Annotated in this window: 19 protein-coding genes; 11 read left to right on the top strand and 8 right to left on the bottom strand. The window is 44.1% G+C overall.

The genetic code is table 11. The features are described 5' to 3' along the window. The first annotated feature begins 20 nt into the window (after positions 1-20). The 11 genes from JQX68_RS16600 to JQX68_RS16550 all read left to right on the top strand — a co-directional run bounded on the left by JQX68_RS16600 (position 21) and on the right by JQX68_RS16550 (position 8,798). The gene (locus tag JQX68_RS16600) at positions 21-686 is read left to right on the top strand and encodes a TOMM precursor leader peptide-binding protein (RefSeq protein ID WP_069150252.1); all 666 of its coding nucleotides are present in this window, start codon (positions 21-23) and stop codon (positions 684-686) included. Next, the gene (locus tag JQX68_RS16595) at positions 683-2,407 is read left to right on the top strand and encodes a nitroreductase family protein (RefSeq protein WP_147772496.1); all 1,725 of its coding nucleotides are present in this window, start codon (positions 683-685) and stop codon (positions 2,405-2,407) included. Before JQX68_RS16600 ends, JQX68_RS16595 begins: the two co-directional genes overlap by 4 nt. 5 nt (positions 2,408-2,412) lie before the next feature. Further along, positions 2,413-3,138: a nitroreductase family protein gene (locus JQX68_RS16590; protein WP_237711708.1), complete on the top strand. Its 726-nt coding sequence runs from the start codon at positions 2,413-2,415 to the stop codon at positions 3,136-3,138. 40 nt (positions 3,139-3,178) lie between these two features. After that, positions 3,179-3,349 (top strand): thiocillin family RiPP, encoded by a 171-nt coding sequence (locus JQX68_RS16585; protein ID WP_014665271.1) that lies wholly within the window; start codon positions 3,179-3,181, stop codon positions 3,347-3,349. A 42-nt stretch (positions 3,350-3,391) separates the two neighbouring features. After that, positions 3,392-3,550, top strand: coding sequence for a thiocillin family RiPP (locus JQX68_RS16580; RefSeq protein WP_014665270.1), 159 nt, complete (start codon positions 3,392-3,394; stop codon positions 3,548-3,550). 16 nt (positions 3,551-3,566) lie between these two features. Continuing rightward, positions 3,567-3,734, top strand: coding sequence for a thiocillin family RiPP (locus JQX68_RS16575; protein WP_014665269.1), 168 nt, complete (start codon positions 3,567-3,569; stop codon positions 3,732-3,734). Positions 3,735-3,752: 18 nt separating this feature from the next. Then, on the top strand, positions 3,753-3,920 hold the full coding sequence (locus tag JQX68_RS16570; RefSeq protein ID WP_014665268.1) for a thiocillin family RiPP: 168 nt from the start codon (positions 3,753-3,755) through the stop codon (positions 3,918-3,920). A 37-nt stretch (positions 3,921-3,957) separates the two neighbouring features. Beyond that, entirely contained in the window at positions 3,958-4,131 is a 174-nt protein-coding gene (locus JQX68_RS16565) for a thiocillin family RiPP (RefSeq protein WP_014665267.1), read from the top strand. A 114-nt stretch (positions 4,132-4,245) separates the two neighbouring features. Next, positions 4,246-5,370 (top strand): PqqD family peptide modification chaperone, encoded by a 1,125-nt coding sequence (locus JQX68_RS16560; RefSeq protein WP_103030955.1) that lies wholly within the window; start codon positions 4,246-4,248, stop codon positions 5,368-5,370. A 6-nt stretch (positions 5,371-5,376) separates the two neighbouring features. After that, complete coding sequence (locus JQX68_RS16555; protein WP_147772495.1) at positions 5,377-7,917, top strand: lantibiotic dehydratase; 2,541 nt, start codon at positions 5,377-5,379, stop codon at positions 7,915-7,917. Then, positions 7,914-8,798, top strand: coding sequence for a thiopeptide-type bacteriocin biosynthesis protein (locus tag JQX68_RS16550; protein WP_103030953.1), 885 nt, complete (start codon positions 7,914-7,916; stop codon positions 8,796-8,798). Before JQX68_RS16555 ends, JQX68_RS16550 begins: the two co-directional genes overlap by 4 nt. 34 nt (positions 8,799-8,832) lie before the next feature. Here the strand turns inward: JQX68_RS16550 and JQX68_RS16545 are convergent, their stop codons facing one another. The 8 genes from JQX68_RS16545 to pucR all read right to left on the bottom strand — a co-directional run bounded on the left by JQX68_RS16545 (position 8,833) and on the right by pucR (position 16,712). After that, positions 8,833-9,468, bottom strand: coding sequence for a hypothetical protein (locus JQX68_RS16545; protein WP_014665263.1), 636 nt, complete (start codon positions 9,466-9,468; stop codon positions 8,833-8,835). Positions 9,469-9,472: 4 nt separating this feature from the next. Then, a complete protein-coding gene (locus tag JQX68_RS16540; RefSeq protein WP_014665262.1) occupies positions 9,473-9,763 on the bottom strand; it encodes a hypothetical protein in 291 nt (96 codons plus the stop codon). Next, on the bottom strand, positions 9,760-10,308 hold the full coding sequence (locus JQX68_RS16535; protein WP_040081921.1) for an RNA polymerase sigma factor: 549 nt from the start codon (positions 10,306-10,308) through the stop codon (positions 9,760-9,762). The genes JQX68_RS16540 and JQX68_RS16535 overlap by 4 nt, the downstream gene beginning before the upstream one ends. Before the next feature lie 175 nt (positions 10,309-10,483). Next, the gene (gene uraH / locus JQX68_RS16530; protein WP_014665259.1) at positions 10,484-10,828 is read right to left on the bottom strand and encodes a hydroxyisourate hydrolase; all 345 of its coding nucleotides are present in this window, start codon (positions 10,826-10,828) and stop codon (positions 10,484-10,486) included. After that, positions 10,828-12,312: a factor-independent urate hydroxylase gene (gene pucL, locus JQX68_RS16525; protein WP_147772494.1), complete on the bottom strand. Its 1,485-nt coding sequence runs from the start codon at positions 12,310-12,312 to the stop codon at positions 10,828-10,830. The genes uraH and pucL overlap by 1 nt, the downstream gene beginning before the upstream one ends. A 12-nt stretch (positions 12,313-12,324) precedes the next feature. Next, positions 12,325-13,617, bottom strand: a complete 1,293-nt coding sequence (pucK, locus tag JQX68_RS16520; protein WP_147772493.1) for a uric acid permease PucK — start codon at positions 13,615-13,617, stop codon at positions 12,325-12,327. Positions 13,618-13,622: 5 nt separating this feature from the next. Then, the gene (gene pucJ, locus JQX68_RS16515) at positions 13,623-14,972 is read right to left on the bottom strand and encodes a uric acid permease PucJ (protein WP_147772799.1); all 1,350 of its coding nucleotides are present in this window, start codon (positions 14,970-14,972) and stop codon (positions 13,623-13,625) included. A 144-nt stretch (positions 14,973-15,116) separates the two neighbouring features. Beyond that, on the bottom strand, positions 15,117-16,712 hold the full coding sequence (gene pucR / locus JQX68_RS16510) for a purine catabolism transcriptional regulator PucR (protein WP_014665255.1): 1,596 nt from the start codon (positions 16,710-16,712) through the stop codon (positions 15,117-15,119). Between the last annotated feature and the right edge of the window lie 173 nt (positions 16,713-16,885).

Raw genomic sequence — 16,885 nt, 5'->3', positions numbered from 1 at the left:
TAAGGAAGGAGATTTTATAAATGAAACCCATTCATATCATGACAACAGGAGACTTTGGCAGGGAAGTCGCACAGCAGCTTTCTAAAAAAATCGATCATATTGTGATTACGCCATTAAACGAGCCGCTCTACTTATTGCCGTCAGACCGTTTTCCATCTGCTCGATTGCATATCTTTGCCTCTTGGAAATCATCTTCTTTTATTTCAAAACAGCTCGACCAGCTTTGTTTTAAATGGAATGAACCGTGGCTTCCCATTACTATGGATCATCCGTATATCAGAATAGGCCCGCTTGTTATACCTGGTGAAGGGACATGCTACCATTGTTTTGAATCTCGTTATTTACAGCATTCACCGGTTCCTCAGTATGTCAAAAAAATAGATGCATATTATCATAGCCATCCAGACGCGGGACCAAAGGGATTTTTACGCAGCTTTGCCGGCTGGTCAGCCGTTTTCGCTTCGACAATTATAAAATCAATTGACGAGAATGAGCAATCACAATCTGGGCGAGTTTGGCAATTAAACATGCTGACAAGAGAATCCTTCAGTTCACAAACCATGTCAGTGCATGGCTGCCCGAGATGTGGATTAAAACGCTCTGAAGAAAACCGCAGCGTGGCACAGTTATCTGAAGACCTTCAATCATTGTTAAGTCATAGAAGAGGGGAAGTGCTTACGAAATGAAACCTGCATCAGTCATGTCAGCTGAGCAAGTTGGCCATGCGGCTTACTTTGACCCGAATTTTCGATTGCCTAAAAAGCCGCGCTTAATCGCAAGTCTTCAAATGATTCCGGATCAAGATTCTATGTTATTTCATGGAACAGAACATTTGCAGGTGCTGAAAGGAAATGCTGTTACGCGCTTTTTGCCAAATCTAATACCATTTCTCAATGGTTCGTATACCATTAAAGATATTATGGCGGAGTTTGACCAATATTCTCCAAGAGACATCAGCAACATTCTTTCTTTATTGTTCATGCGCGGTTTGCTTGATGATGCGGAAGGTGATGAAGGGATAGATACAAGCTGTTTTGAGCCTGATGTTTACCAATTTTTTCAGCGAAGTACTGATTCGACAAGAGTAAACAGAAGTGCGGCAGAAGGATTACATAAATTGAAAACTGCTGAGATTCTGCTATTGACTGATTCAGAGCATGGCAAGATCCTTCATGAGGAACTTGTATATATGGGAGGAGAAAATGTTGTAACAGCACGGCTCTCAGATGAAGTGAACATCGATCATGCCGACCTTGTGATTGTCTTCTGCACCAATCCTTTGAACCACAAACAATTAAGGTCATTGGATCATATCTGCCATGAAAAGAATATTCCATGGATACTCACACGAGCAGCAGGAAATGTCGGTGTTCTGGGGCCATATTTTGAAAAAAATGAAACAGCCACTTATCGAGACTATCAAATAACAGTTGAATCAGAAGATGGCCAAGGCAAACCAAGCCTTGAACATATTGAAATGTGGGAATATTATTCTGCGGTTGAAATTGTTTATTTCATTACGAGGCTTGCTCCTTCTGCAACCGGAACAGAGTATCTCACATTCCGATTCGATAATTGGACGTGCACCAGCAAAAAGGTCCATCCAAGACCGGACGGCAGTTGCTGCACCGGCGACTCCGAGAATGAGCTTCATCCTGTATTGCAGTTTGAAAATGCAATCGCCTTTCCATCAAAACATTTGATTAACCCTAAAAGTCATCAAGTCCATTACAACCCAAAAAACTTGTTACTAACAAATGAAGCAAAAAGCTATCCGAGTGCTGCCTTATATGAGCTGCCGACCGAAGAGCTTTTGCCGCAGCCAAAAGGCGGTTTCCTGAAAAACAGAATACAGCCTATGTCTGGAAGAGAGGAATTGAATCTGGAAGCGTTAACTCGCTTATGTTTGACTAGCGGTGGGTTAAGAGACGCAGACAGCGGCCAGGCAACTGGAAAAGTGCAGAGGTGGGCGCCAACCGGGGGCAACTTGGGATCTTGCCAGATTTACATTCTTGCCCTGTCAGTAAACGGACTAGCTCCTAACTGCTACTTTTACCAGTACTTGGATCACTCATTGGCAAAAGTCGGTCCATCATTAACAATAGGAGAAATCAAGAAGAAAATAACTGATATAACAGGACTAAAAGAAGACAATCTTCCAAAGGCGCTTGTTCTCTTGACAGGGGCTTATGAAAGAGTTGCCAGCAAATACAATGGTTTTGCTTATAAAGTCATTCATTTAGATGGAGGGGTCGCTCTATCACAAATGCAAGCTGTATCTGCAGGTCTCGGGATAAAAGTAAATATGATTGATCAGTGGAATGAGCAAGCGCTTTTATCCTGTTTTGGAATCGATCCTAAAAAAGAACCGGTAATAGCTTTAGCCGGATTAGATGACGGATGGTGATGACAATGGCTTCTTTTGAACCATTTCAGCTGATAGACAAATTAATCGAAGAAACGAAAACCTTTCATCTTGACTGCGAAATCGATCGTGCCGTAGAGGGACAGCAACAAGAGAACTTGAATACAAGGGAATCATGTCTGTTGCCGGAAAAACAATATGAAGGCAAAGAACTTTTTCACATATTGAAAGAGCGTACCGCCACTCGATTTTATGATCAGCATGCAATTGATTTGAGTGATTTGGGGACTATTTTAGCGACGGTCAAAGAAGAAGATAACAGAAATTGGGCGCGCCAGATCGGCCAGGGAATTGATATTACGGTTTCTGTTATCGCGTGGCGTGTCCAAAATCTGCGGTGTCCATTCTTCTATGATTATTGTGCCGAAACGCATTCTTTAAAGCCTATGGGCGAGATACCGGAACAAGAAAAAGCGGATGATTGGTTTCTCCAAAAAGAATTTGTGTATGCTCCTGCCATTATTATTATTAATGGGACAATGAATCAGGCGGTAAAGCAGTACGGCGGACACGGCTACAGGCATTTGATGGTGCGCGGCGGCGCAGCGGCTCAAAATGCTTGGCTTTCTGCGTTAACACTTGGACTTCAGGGAACGATTTTTGCTGGCGCCCTTCCTAGACCGCTAAGGGAATACACGCCTATTGACGGCCGGCATCGGACTCAACTGTGCGCGTTCTCATTTGGAAAACCGCTATCTTTTTCTGAAAAATAAACCTTCTTCAAAGCACATAACTTGAAAGGAGGTGATAAAGATGGAAGAGAAAAAAGTTGAATTGGAATTATTTGCAGAAGAGCTTGAAACGCAAATGGATTTTACAATGGGGCCATTGTCGACTTGGGCTTCAGCCACAACTGTTGGCTCAGCTTCGTGCCCTGGAAGCACAGCGGGGACGGCATCAACGGCATCATCACTTTCTGGATAATAATACATTCATTATTTAAATCCAATAAAAGGAGGTTTACTAATGAAAGAGAAAAAAGAGTGTGAACTGGAACTTTATGCTGAAGAAATGACAGAAATCCAATCATTATCTGGTTTCACTACATCAGCAACATTCGGTACAGTTGGGTGTGCGGGTTCATCGGCTTCTACGGCCGGCACGATCTCATCATACGGCGGATAATAAGGGGGAATGAAAAATGGAAAAGGATAAAACTCTTGAATTGGAGCTTTTTGCAGAAGAACTGCCGGAGCAAGTTGATTTAGCAACGATTGCGGCATCTTTCAGTTCTACGTCATCAGTCAGTACGGCTTCATGTCCGGGAACAACAGCAGCTTCAGCCGGCACGATCAGCTGCTACGGTTGATTCAAATAGGAGATGTGTATGTTGAAGGTTAACTGCGAGCAAACAGAAAAACTGGAACTCTTTGCAGAGGAGCTGCCGGCCCAAGTGGACATGTCGTCTATTGTCTCGACGATGTCGACAGGAGCTTCCTATGCATCGTGGACGACGTTTGTCTCCACAATAGCTACCATTTCAACGGTAAATTAGGATGTTATCAACCTAAAAAACATGAGGCGGTGACATTATGTCTGAAAAGGATACTACTATTAAAACATTGGAATTATACGCTGAAGAGCTGCCGGCCCAAGTGGATTTGGCGACTGTTGCAGGAACAGCTAGCACTGCTTCCTCTTTTACAACAGCTTCATGTCCGGCAACTACAGCGTCAACTGCTGGCACAGCAAGCAGCTACGGGTGATCAGCCCTTATTTAGACAAGTAAGGCAAGTGCCTGTTGCGAGCAGGCGCATGTCTTACTTTCCTTTATCTATTATACCGTATTTGTATGTTAATAAAAGGAGTTTAATGATGCCATGAACAACGGTCAAGTTCAATACCAGTACGATGAAGAACTATTGGTCAATCCCCTCTATTTAGGTGAAGGAGTCGAGTTGTTAATAGGCGCCAATGAAGAACCCATGTTGTTTGACAAACAGAATGGGAAATATATCAGGCTTTCAAAAGTTGGCTTGGAGATTTTTCACTTAATGGATGGTTCAAACACGGGCCAGGATATAGTGAATCAACTAGAAAAAAATTATGCAAATTACGGTAACTTTCCTGAAATTGTCTATATGTTTTTTTCATCTTTAAGAAAAGCCAATGTCTTAAATATAAAACCGCTGCCTGAACATCAGATGAAGCAGGCAATTCGCCGCGCAGCTGATAAACCGATGCTTCGATTACCATTGGCGAAGTCTCTCAATAAATCAACAGAAACCCTGCTTCATCTTTACCATTCTATTCCCAATATGCTTCAAAAAATAACCTTTTATATTCTGTTTTTTTGTGCCATTTCTTCCTTTATTATGCTCAATGTGACAGGAGGATGGCAGATCGAATGGTCTTCCATTCATTGGATTTTTTTGGTTTGTGTCATTGCTTTTCATTTGATTATTCATGAAATGGCTCACGCCTTAGTAACGAAAGCTTACGGTATCACCATACGGGAAGCGGGTGTCGCTCTGCTCTATTATTTTATTCCAGTTGCGTACGTTGACCGGACAGACACCTACCGGCTCAAAAGCAAGAAAAGCAGAATTCATATCGCGCTAGCCGGGCCGTATTCAGATTTGTTAGCTTGCGGTTTGTGGGCAGCCGTCTCAATGTTGGCTCCTCAAGGCACTATAAGCGAGACAGCGCACCTTATTTCATTTTTGCAAATCCTTTTTGTTCTTAGCAATTTGAATTTACTGCTTCCTACTGATGGATATCACGCGGTAGAGGCTGCTGCAGGGGAGTTATCACTGAGAAAAAGAGCCTTAACATATTTGCTGCATGTAAGCACGTTTAGAAAGCCTCCTGCTTACTTACAGCATGTGGCGAAAAATAGAAAAATCATTTACGTTACCTACAGTTTAGTCTCACTTACTTATCTTTTCTGTTTGCTATCGGCATTTTTCTTTCTTTTACGAAATGCATTTGGATATATGGGGTGATGTATCATGAAAGGGCATGTAGCGCCTTTTGTTATGCTGAGGGCTGCCGGGGGCAGTATCGATAGCTTGGCATGTGTTGATGTAAAACAGACATCTGAAAATATAGAAAAGATTTTGAATTTGGAAACAGAAATTGAAGTAATGAAGGAGCCTCTAAGCGACATTTTCTTTCATCTGATTTCCTGTCTCAACGATGATGAAACGAACTTTCTTCGTTTTCTTTTAAAAGTAAAACGAGATATCTTTAACAGCCGTCCTTTTCAAATTGATGATAAAAATAGAAGTGAACTGCAGAAACGATTGACTGTTTCTGATTATAAATTATTTAACCGCTGGTATATGGCCGTTCACGACAGACAAAGGTATATGGAAGATACCAAACTAATTTTTGAGAAAGAGATTGAAGAGGCTGGCCAACATTTAGCGAATGAAATGGAAAATGAAGAATGGCAAAAAGGATTGGCGCTGGCAAATCCGAAATATCTATCCGCTTATAACAAGAAAAAGGCTAAACTATGGAGGCCCCACAAACAATACGCACGCACCAGTATGTCTTATTTAGGAAGAATAACGATGAAAACAAGCCCATTCAGTACGTTTACCAAGATTGGCTTGACCTCTTTTTCAGCTGATAACACGCCTCCTGATACAAATAATCAAAAAACGAACTTTTGCAGCATTTCTAAGTCAATATGCAGTGAACTTATTTTTGAGATGGCGCAGCATAACGAATTATCCCAGTACTTGTACTACGAAAAAAATCAAACCCTCCACACTGATAAAAAGAACAATATGCGGCTGCTGAAAAGCTCTTACACCATTTTAAACGGGTTTGCATGGCGTGAAGATAAGATGGTGTCAGAAGAAATTTCGTCAGAAGAACAATTGAAGGTGATCAAATCTCTCCGTTCAGGGAGTTATGCGGAGATACAGGAATTGCTGAAAAATACTTCTTTTACAATACCTGACTTGTCAGCTGAACAATGGATCAAGCCGGTACTTCCTTTTTCAAGAAAAACAGAAAAGCCTTTGCTCAGTTTATATCATTTCTTACAGCCGATACAAACCCAAAAAGCAAGAAGGATAGCAAGAATTGTGAAATGGATGAACCATTGTGTAGAGGAGCTTGCGAAAAGCGGGCCCAAGCAAAGACTGCGCTATCATCAGTTCATTTACAGACTGTCAAAACGTGCATTCAGTGAGCTTACGGATAAAATACCGAAAAGTGTAGTAACTGAAAAGCTTGTTTACGAAAATGTGAAATGGATAGAAGATCACCCGCCGTTAGGCCAGCAGGTCAAACGTGATTTAGAACAGCTTTCTGGACAGTTGAGAAAGCATCAATTCCGGACCCATCTCTATGATTTGTTGTGTGAGCACTTCATAGAGATGTATGGGGAAGGAGGCATATGCCATGACATTCAGGAGTTTTTGTATCAGTTTGAAATGAGGAAAGATAGGCCCCGGCTGATTAAAAATGCCTTGCGGAAAGATAAAAAGACAGCTGTAAATCTGGAGGAGTCCAGAGTGTTTGCCCCGTGCAGCGGCAGCTCAGTTCCCCCAAGTGCGGTTGTGTTTTATCAATTAGCAGCAAATAATGGCAGTAAAGACATTTCCAATGGTGACTACCAGCTTGTTATCAACCAGATCAGTTCCGGTCTGGGGCTGGTACTCCGCTTTCAATCAATGTTTAATGAGGATCAGAGAAATTTAAGCAGTCTTACAAAGCGATGGATTCATGTGATGAACCCTCACTCAGATATCGTTCATTTTCCGATGATCTCAGATTTCAGCAATTTGCAAACTGATCCAGGTATTACAGCACAATCCTTAAGGTGGCTTGGTGAAAATCCAACAGCAGATCAAAATGATCTTTTGTTAAAGGATCTGTTATTGGTGCATGATCCGCGCGGTACGCTGGCATTTGTAAACAAAGAGGGGCGCCCTGTTGCTCCTATGTATTTTGGTGCTGTGCCACAGCACATGATGCATGGGCCTGTCTCATATTTATTTACCATTATGAACCCATGGATTAATGCTTACCAAACCAATTGGGTGACATCACCACTATTTCCTAAATCACCTCCGCCGGAAAAAGTAGAATTTCATCCTCGTATGCAGGAGGGGAGGATTGTACAAAGGCGTGCCCGCTGGCGGATCCCGGTATTCTTATTCCCTTTAAAAGAGAATCGAGAGAGTGACTATGCATACTTTATACGAATGAAAGCATTTCAAAAGAAGTACAGCCTTCCGGATGAGGGTTTTCTCTCTGGAGAGAGAACAAGTGTGATGCTGAATCCAAAACAAAGAAAACCAATGTATCTGAATTTCAATAGCTACCATTCTATCGCAGCAGCTGTAAACACGATTGTTGAAGATGATCTTTTGTCTGTAACATTCACTGAAGGACTTCCTAATCGCCACCAGCATTGGCTGGAAAATGCTGAAGGGCGCGTAATTGCTTCTGAGTATATGTCTTTATTCCAATGGCCTGTTGAGAAAAAGCAAGAATCGGCTATAGCTAATGAGAAAGGGGTTTTTATATGAAGGAATGGGTGTTTTACAGCATTTATGTGCCGAGGGCTGAGTATTTAGAAAATATTATCATTAACATTGTAACGCCGATTGTTAAGCAGGTAAAAGACAGTGTTCAAGTACATAAGTGGTTTTTTATCAGATACATTGATATGCAAGGGCCTCATATCCGTTTGCGTTTTTTAGTAAATGAAGACGACATTGATATCGTTGAAGAGATTACGGAAGAGCATTTGAACAGCAGTCTATCTAAAGTCCTGGCTGAACCTCTTTCAGAAATGAGCCGGCTGCTGCCTGTCAAAACCGATACTAGAAATTTTGAATCCGGATTCCAACAAGAGGAATATGAGCCGGAGTATGAAAAATACGGCGGCATCCAAGGCGTTAATATAGCTGAAGACATCTTTCAGTCTTCGAGTGAATTGGTTCTTTCATTATTGAATGATCCTGGATTTAAAGATCATGACCGTTTTGATTTCGCTCTCTTTCTTATGAAAAAAACAGCGGAACAAGCTTCTTTATCAGCAGACCAAACACAGGATCTTTGGGAAAGCATGCTGCATTATTGGAGCGGAGCTGATTATACTGATGGAATAACCTATAAAACGAAGCTGAAGGAGGCTGCGGAAAAACGGATTGATGTAATAAATGTTGTCATAGAAAAAATGCACTCTAACCCTTTTGTCACCAAGTCAACGATTGGGTACCAAAAACTGCTGGAGAGTGCTTTTTCACAGATACAAGAGTCCGATAAGATTAGAACGTCTGCTTCCCATCTAGCCTTTCACTATATTCATATGATGAATAACCGTTTAGGGGTGTGGCCGATAGAAGAGGCTTATCTCGGAGCTTTGCTCGCGCAAATATCTAAAAACACAACTGATATAAAATAATAAAAAAGAACTTCAGCTGTTGGGCTGAAGTTCTTTATTTCCGCTTGTTTTTATGATAAACCGAGTTAAAAGTAAACATGAACAAAAAGTAGGCGCCTGCCAGACTTAAAAAACCAACAGGGTATTGAAGCAGCAGAAGACCTCCACCAATAAACAGGATCGTTGCTGCTAAAATAATGATCCAATATAAAGAGAATTTGTTTTTATTTTGCTGTTCTTGGGTCTTGGTAATGGCTGTTTCCTCCTTACTGATATGTTGAATACCGTATTTATAGATGTGGATCAATTGTACAAGCCGTCCTAACAATAAAATCGAGGACACGGAGATCCAGGTGAGAGAGTTAACCAAAAAAGCGAGCTGAAGTGTGTCTTGGAAAGGGGTGCCGCCCGTTTCGAATCTCACAATCAATAATACGCCTGCACCAATTAGAAATAGAATCCCTAAAAAAAAGACAAACACATTATAGCTGTCAAAACGATTCCATTCGCCTAAAAATCTGCAATGTTTTGCAATCAGCGAATATTTCCGTTTAGGGTTCTGTGGAAGTGAATGTACGCCAATTGAGTTTAAAATCTGCCGATTAAATGCAGACCCCATGACTCCACCTAGTGTACCGACAGTAAGAGCTGCCGCGCCGCTTATTAGTCCTATCACCGTACCGCTTGTCATATGATCACCTTCCTAAGAATAAGAAAAAAAGTATTTGTGCTGCTATGCTCCCGGATAAAATCGGCAAAATCGTCACCACTTGAGCAACAGAACGGAATGAGAAAAGGTCTGGAAGCTGCCAGCTAGGATAAGCTAGCCAATGGCTCAAACGGTCAAACCAAGTAATCGGTGGAGAAGGTGGTTTTAACATATGTTCTGGAAGAGACAGGCGGTTCATATCCAGGAATTCGTTCAGCTTGGGCATGTGTTCTTGTAATCCTTCAATCATGCTTTTCACTTCATCTTGCTCATTCATGAGTCCTTCAGCTCCTTTTCAATGGATTTGTTCAGCTTCTTTAGAGAATAATGAAGCTTGGATTTGACTGTTCCTTCCGGTATGTTGAGAATGTGAGAAATTTCTTTGCCTGTAAACCCTTGATAGTAGGCGAGAATCAGAATTGATCGCTCTTTGTCAGGCAGCTGTCCCAAATACTGTTGAATCAATATTTTATTTTGTATATTTTGCTCAATGGTGCTCTGGTGCTTTTCCGAATAATCGTCCAATTCCATCTGCTGCCATTTGAATTTAGAATGCTTTCGGTAATAATCAATACATAGTCTGTGAGCGATTTGATGGAGCCAGGTACGAAAGCTCGCTTTTTCGCTTTTATAGCTGCGGCATTTTACATATACCCGGATAAAAGTTTCCTGCAGAAGATCTTCAGCTGCCTGTTTTTGACGGATGTACAGAAATATAAATTGATATGTTTTTGGAGCGTGACGGGCATATAAACTGTTGTAGGCCTCCATATCCTTTTGTTTTACTTTTTCCATCAATTCTTCGTCAGAAAGAATGTCCATACCCCACCTCGAAACTTGGTTTCGTTACTATATACGGCTGCTGGCTGAAAAGAGTTCAAAAAATGAAAAAATAAAGAAGATAAGTGATGGCAATAGATGTGAGAAGAATACTGTCTTCATGATTATAACAGGAAAAAAATGAAAGTGCCCGGTCGTGAAGACCGGGCTTGACATGTTAACTCCCCCTATACACCTGATAACCAAACGGCGACAGCAAAAGCGGGATATGGTAATGCGCATCTGGATCTGCAATGTGAAAACGGACGGTGACGATGGTTAAAAACGGCTGATCGGCTGCGTTCGTGTTTTTACTCGCAAAATAGTCTCCTGCATGAAATTCCATCACATATTCTCCGAACATCAACTCTTCATCAGCCAGCAGAGGGATATCGACTTTTCCGTCCTTGTTAGTGTATATCTCTTTCATTATACTTTCGCCCAGCCGCTTCAATTCAATTTTGACGTTCGCCGCCGGTTTGCCGCAGGTTAAATCTAAAATATGGGTGGTCAGCTTTCCCATCAGGCTTTCAGGCTCCCTACGGTTTCAGCAGCTTTCTGTTTTTCTTTCTCGGCGTCTTCTCTTGTCACGGTAAAGCGCTGGAAGCCGAATGGCGGGCGCGGTTCGGTGTAGACTTTTCCTTTTGAACCCGGGATTTCTTCGACAACTGTATCCCATGTGTGATTTTGAGATTGGAAGCTGACATCAGTGAGCTGCGGGAACCTCACTAATATTCTGCAGCCGATGTGATAGATTAAGTGTTGGATTGAAGGGGTTTCGAGCTCGTGAAAAACGGTGCTCGCCAAGTCGCGGACTTGTTCAGCCGCGACGTAGCGGGCTGGGTCAGAAGCATATGCGTCATTGGTGTTTTCATACTGCCAGCTGATGTTTAAATAGACAAACAGGGGGCGGTTGCCGTCTTCGGGAAGAGTCGTATATTCGTCCCGGATGAAGCCGGCGAAGGAGTTGCCGCTCACCTTAACGAGCTGAAGATCCATGATTTCGCTGTATTGTTCTGTAATCGTGATGGTATTCCCGCTGCGTTCGGCTTTCAGCACAGAGCGGCTTCGTTCATTGCGTGATCTTCTGAAGACAAGGCGGCTTGCGGTGAGCTCTTTCTCCTCGTATGCAGGCATTGCTTCAAACGGGATATCTTCGCCAGTCAGAGTAATCGTGTCCATATGAGAATAGGTATCTAAAAATCGGTGAGCTACATAGTGTAGGAATCCCTCGGTTGTCGTTCCTTCATAGGATGCGAGATGGCGCTGGATAAAGTTTTTCATTGAATCCGTCGCCACGACGAGAGTGTTGTCTCCGTCTGTAAATGATGGCAGGAAGGCGTCTCCGCCAATTTCGCAAGTCACATCAACGCCGACAACGGTATTGTCTCTCCCGGTAAAAGATGATTCGGGGATTTGCTTCACTCCAGTGAGCGGTTTTAAAAACGTTCGGTATGCAAATACATTTCCTTTGCCATAAGACATGGTTCTTTTCATTTGTGTCTCTCCTTTTTCAGTGATGATGTCAGCCAGGCGAAAGCGGGCGATTCGGTAAATTTCTATAAGGGCCTGCTGGAACTCCGATTCCCGTTCGTTCTCAAGCCTTTCCAGCAGGGCTTGGTGAATGTCCTGTTTCGCCTTTCCCTTCACCGCTAAAATAAAAGGAAAGCCGAAGCGATCATAATAGTGTTCGTTCAGCTTGAGAAACTCCTCGTATTCCTGCTGTTCCAGTTTGCTGAGCCCTGCGTTCTGTTGCTCTTTTATCGACTCACTGCTCATTGTTTTCTTTGTTCCGAGCCGGGGGTGCTTATTGATTACATCAAGCTGTGTCTCGCGATCCGCGGCTTTTACAATACCGGTCATTTTGCGGTGAAGATCAGAAAGGGACGAAAACGGCCGTAATGCCGCGGATCTCTCCGCAATCCATGAGGAGTGTTCAAAAATAGAGCCAAGTGTGTCTGTCAGTGTTTGTGTGTCCATTTGGTTCAGGTCATCCATTGTGAGCATTGGCATCTTCCTTTACGTTTTTATGTCTGAGCCATTCGGCTGTTTGGCTTGAAAAAAAGCGTGCAGTGCTATGGCTGTCAAACTGCCGATCACGATTCCGCTTCCCGCCAAGACTGATGCGGCGCCCGAAAGTGATGAAAACAGCGCGGGAATAGTTGTAGCGCCAAGCCCCAAGCTGACGGAAGAGGCGATAATCAGCAGGTTGCCTTGTGAATCGAAGTCGACGCTGGACAGCATTTTGATCCCGTACGAAATGACCATGCCGAACATGACGATCATTGCGCCGCCGAGAACTGGGTTGGGGATCACTGTAGTCAGTGCCGCGGCTTTTGGAACAAGCCCGATCGCCATCAGCATGATTCCTGTGGTGGCGACGACGTGGACACTTTTTATCTTTGAAAGCTGTACGATGCCGACATTTTGCGAGAAGGCTGTATAGGGAAACGCGTTAAATAAGCCGCCTAGCATAATCGCAAGGCCTTCCGCCCGGTAGCCCTTTTCCAGATCCTTCTCCGACAGCTGGCGGTTTGTGATATCGGCAAGCGCAAAGTAAACACCCGTCGATTCGACGAGACTGACAAGCGCAACGAGAAGCATCGTGACAACAGCCGGCCATTCAAAGGCAGGCGGTCCGAAATAAAACAGAGATGGAACATGAAGCCAAGATGCCTCCAAGACCTCAGAGAAATTGACCTTTCCCATGAAGTATGCAGCCGCTGTTCCTGCGATCATACCGAGCAAAATCGCTATGGAACGGATAAAACCTTTAAAGAAATAAAACAGCAATAAGATAAAAGCTGTGATGCCAAACCCGAGGAGGACGTTGTCCAGTGAGCCGAATTCTTTGCTTCCTTCACCTCCGGCCAGGTTATTCATTGCCGTCGGGATCAGGCTGATGCCGATGATCATGACGACTGATCCGGTTACGGCAGGCGGAAAAAAACGGACAAGCTTTCCGAAGAAGCCTGCGGCTAAGACGACAATCAGCCCTGCGGCGATAATGGCACCATATATCGCTGGGACACCGTAAGTGCTGCCGATGGAAATCATCGGGCCGACTGCGGTAAACGTGCATCCGAGCACAACGGGAAGGCCGATGCCGAAATACCGGTTTCTCCAGAGCTGCAAAAGAGTCGCCGCCCCGCACATGAACAAATCGATCGCAATTAAATACGTCAGCTGCCCTGCATCCAGTCCGATCGCCGCTCCGACGATCAGCGGAACGAGAATGGCTCCCGCATACATGGCGAGCATGTGCTGAAGCCCCAGCATCATCAGCTGAAAGGCATTATGCTGTTTCTTCATCTTTTTTACACCTCTTTTTCTAATGCAAGTGTATGTTCTAATACCGTAAGTTCAGTTTTCTGAGCTGTTTTGTCTTTTTTGCCGCGTAAGCTGAAAAATAGATTCAAAAAGATAGCGGTCAGGCTGCCAGTGATGGTGCCGTCACTGACCAGAATCCTGATCGGAGCGGGGAATTCAGCAAAAATCCCGGGGACGGTGCTGGCTCCAATGCCGAGTGCGATTGAGCATGCGATGGTCAGGAGGTGGTATTGATTTGTGAGATCCGCTGTGCTGAGCATTTTGACGCCGGAGGCAATCACCATGCCGAACATGACGACGGTTGCGCCGCCAAGCACAGCAGCAGGAACGGCAGAAGCAAGGGCAGCAATCTTCGGAATCAGTCCGAGACAGACAAGGATAAAGCCTGCGGTAATCACGACGTTTCTCGTTTTTACTTTCGTCAGCTGCAATAAGCCGGCGTTTTGCGCAAAGGTATTATAAGGAAAGGCATTGAACAGCCCGCCGATGAGAATGGCGATTCCCTCCGCGCGATACCCTTTGACGAGGTCATTTTCAGTTAAAGGTCTGCCGCATATCTTTCCGATTGCGTAGAAAACGCCGGTTGATTCCACAATAATGACGATTCCGACGATCAGCATCGTTAAGATCGGGCCAATTTCAAACGCAGGAGCTCCGAAATAAAAAGGCTTCGGGATTTGGAAGAATGGTGCTTCTGTAACAGAAGAAAAGCTGACTTTGCCCATGATCGCTGCCGCCGCTGTACCGGCGACGATGCCGATCAGAACGGACAGTGTTCGGGCAAATCCTTTGAGAAAGCGGTTGAGGACTAAGATCAGAACAAGGACACCGACAGAGAGAAGAAGGTTTTCGAACGAACCGTATTCGGGATTGGCGTTGCCGTTTATTTTCTCGCCGCCAGCCATATTTTTCACACCTGTCGGAACTAGTGAAAGGCCGATCAATGTCACAACCGTACCTGTTACGACAGGAGGAAATAACACAGTCAGTTTGCCGAAAAAACGCGCAAACAAAAAGATGAACACACCGGCCGCGATGATAGAACCGTAAATCGCGTGAATGCCATAATTGGCGCCGATTGCAATCATCGGGGTGACGGCCACAAATGAGCTGCCAAGCATGACGGGAAGCCCGATGCCGATGTATGCTCCGCGCAAGGTTTGCAAAAGCGTCGCGACGCCGCACGTTAACAGGTCAATCGCCAATAGGTAGGACAGCTGTTCAGTTGTTACATTCAGCGCCCTGCTGACAAGCAGGGGCACCAAAATCGCACCTGCATACATGGCCAGCACATGCTGCAGGCCAAGCGTAAACACCGCAAACGATCTTTTTTTCACCATAGTCCCTCCTCGTATGTGAACTTTAGTAACATGATATCGTGCCGATTGAGGAGTGTCATTGGATACAGTAGCCGAAAAAGACAGGTGTGATTGCTGAAAGTGACGAAAAGTGATTGATTTTGTAAGAGAATGTGACAAACGTTAGCTGATCAGCCGCTGCATACGTAAGGCAAGCCGCAAACGCATCGTTGTTTCTGGATCTTTTAAGCTTTTCCCCAGCAGCTCTTCGCATTTTTCAAGCCGGTAAATGACCGTATTGCGATGAACGTACAGACGCTTGGCCGTCTCTGAAATTTGGCAGTGTGTCTCTAAATAGACGGAAAGCGTATGAAGAAGGCTTTGATCCTCCTGCTGTTTTTCAGCAAGACTCTGAAGCGTGGAGTTGTAAAATTTCTTCAAATCCTCAACCGGGAGCAAGCGCAGAAGCTCAGGCACATCTTTTGCGTGATACACCTGGATAAATGCGGTGCTTCTAGACAAATGCCCCGATTGCAGAGCATCAGAAGCTTCTGTGAACGCGTCGGGAACATCAATGAGCTTTTGGCAGATATTGCTGATGCCAAAGGACACGGTTCGTTTAAATTGAGCGCTGACCTGTGTTTGGAACTGTTCTAAAAAGCTGATCACCGAGGCGTGCATTTCACTCCAGCTGTCTGTCGCCTCGATGAGAATAATGCCGACGTTTCCTTTCATAAAGAAGTGAGGCGGAAACGGGAAGGCCGATAATTCACCTTCGAGAAATTCGAATACGCTGTCGGAAGCGAGCTGATTTTCTGTAAAGCTGATTGATTCGTCATTGCGATCGAGTTTGCCGGCAATGCACATGTATTTTTGATCCCAGCGCAGCTTGAATTCTTTCGCCCGGTTTTTGATTTCGTCATCTGAAGAAAAGGACCGCTCAATAAAATTGTTAAAAAACTCATTGCGCGCCCGCCGGCTGAACTGCTTCAGCGCATTTTCTTTCAGCAGTTCAAAGGAAATGACGTTGGCCGCTTGTTCAATCGTGAGGATCAATCCTTTGTCGCCGGCCTGCACCATGTCCGGTATCAGCAGATATCCGCAATTTTTTTCGTGATTATAAATAGGCAGGACAGAATATGTTTTCTGATCTGAGATTGTAGAGAAACAAGTGAAAAATGGCCCGGATACGGTATTCAGGGTGCCTTTCAGTTTTTCGGTTTCAACTGAAATTTGATGAGACGCTGACAGCATTTTAGCATGCTGGTCTAGAAGCAGCACGGGAAGCTGAAGGAGGTCTGACACCTTTTTGAGCAGAGATTGCAGCCCCTTGCCGCTCATAATGTGGTTTGTGAATTTTTTGTGCGCGTAAATGGCTTGCTGCAGCTCGTTAGAACGCATATCGAGAATATGGCTGAGAGTGGCATTCACAATATCGCCGAGGCGGATGTGTTCCGGAAGCTCAATGATCGGGAACGCATATGAATCGGCCAGTTCGACGATTTCCTTCGGGATATCTTCCAGATAGCGCTTTGTTTTAATGCCGAGGCCCGCGCAGCCGCGTTTTGCCATTTGCCGAATCAGTTCAGATAATTGATGCGGGTGATCCTTCAGGTGATAGGCGGTGGTGACGAGCAATTCATTTTTATGCAAAAAGTCTGCGATATCCGGAGCGTCCATCATGTTGACATGCTGAACCTCCCTTTCCCCTCCTGCTTTTCCAGCGATTAAATTGGCGTTTTCAAAAGCCGGTATTTTCATCACATCAAAAATATTCATAGCGCATTCTCCTTTTCTATAAAAACATTGGTTAAGATGAATAATTTTCAATAGGAATTCTAGCGGTTTTGCTGATGTAATACGATCATAGTAGCAGTAAACTGTTGAAAATAGAACTGGTTGTGTGACATAAACTGACATGAAAAATCGTCATCCTTACATGGGGGGATTAA

The sequence above is a fragment of the Bacillus sp. LJBS06 genome (assembly GCF_016924995.1).
Classification (GTDB): Bacteria; Bacillota; Bacilli; order Bacillales; family Bacillaceae; genus Bacillus; species Bacillus stercoris.
The sequence above is the reverse complement of the archived record's forward strand: the minus strand, read 5'-3'. Positions and strand labels throughout refer to the sequence as shown.

Excerpts from the sequence above, each read along its gene's own strand:
- JQX68_RS16540 (WP_014665262.1), bottom strand. The coding sequence starts at position 9,763 with ATGAATGAGCAAGATGAAGTGAAAAGCATGATTGAAGGATTACAAGAA.
- uraH (WP_014665259.1), bottom strand. The coding sequence starts at position 10,828 with ATGGGAAAGCTGACCACCCATATTTTAGATTTAACCTGCGGCAAACCG.
- JQX68_RS16575 (WP_014665269.1), top strand. The coding sequence starts at position 3,567 with ATGGAAAAGGATAAAACTCTTGAATTGGAGCTTTTTGCAGAAGAACTG.
- JQX68_RS16600 (WP_069150252.1), top strand. The coding sequence starts at position 21 with ATGAAACCCATTCATATCATGACAACAGGAGACTTTGGCAGGGAAGTC.
- JQX68_RS16555 (WP_147772495.1), top strand. The coding sequence starts at position 5,377 with ATGAAAGGGCATGTAGCGCCTTTTGTTATGCTGAGGGCTGCCGGGGGC.
- JQX68_RS16560 (WP_103030955.1), top strand. The coding sequence starts at position 4,246 with ATGAACAACGGTCAAGTTCAATACCAGTACGATGAAGAACTATTGGTC.
- JQX68_RS16595 (WP_147772496.1), top strand. The coding sequence starts at position 683 with ATGAAACCTGCATCAGTCATGTCAGCTGAGCAAGTTGGCCATGCGGCT.
- JQX68_RS16550 (WP_103030953.1), top strand. The coding sequence starts at position 7,914 with ATGAAGGAATGGGTGTTTTACAGCATTTATGTGCCGAGGGCTGAGTAT.
- pucR (WP_014665255.1), bottom strand. The coding sequence starts at position 16,712 with ATGAATATTTTTGATGTGATGAAAATACCGGCTTTTGAAAACGCCAAT.
- pucL (WP_147772494.1), bottom strand. The coding sequence starts at position 12,312 with ATGCTCACAATGGATGACCTGAACCAAATGGACACACAAACACTGACA.
- JQX68_RS16565 (WP_014665267.1), top strand. The coding sequence starts at position 3,958 with ATGTCTGAAAAGGATACTACTATTAAAACATTGGAATTATACGCTGAA.
- JQX68_RS16590 (WP_237711708.1), top strand. The coding sequence starts at position 2,413 with ATGGCTTCTTTTGAACCATTTCAGCTGATAGACAAATTAATCGAAGAA.
- JQX68_RS16585 (WP_014665271.1), top strand. The coding sequence starts at position 3,179 with ATGGAAGAGAAAAAAGTTGAATTGGAATTATTTGCAGAAGAGCTTGAA.
- JQX68_RS16535 (WP_040081921.1), bottom strand. The coding sequence starts at position 10,308 with ATGGACATTCTTTCTGACGAAGAATTGATGGAAAAAGTAAAACAAAAG.
- pucK (WP_147772493.1), bottom strand. The coding sequence starts at position 13,617 with ATGAAGAAACAGCATAATGCCTTTCAGCTGATGATGCTGGGGCTTCAG.
- JQX68_RS16545 (WP_014665263.1), bottom strand. The coding sequence starts at position 9,468 with ATGACAAGCGGTACGGTGATAGGACTAATAAGCGGCGCGGCAGCTCTT.
- JQX68_RS16580 (WP_014665270.1), top strand. The coding sequence starts at position 3,392 with ATGAAAGAGAAAAAAGAGTGTGAACTGGAACTTTATGCTGAAGAAATG.
- JQX68_RS16570 (WP_014665268.1), top strand. The coding sequence starts at position 3,753 with ATGTTGAAGGTTAACTGCGAGCAAACAGAAAAACTGGAACTCTTTGCA.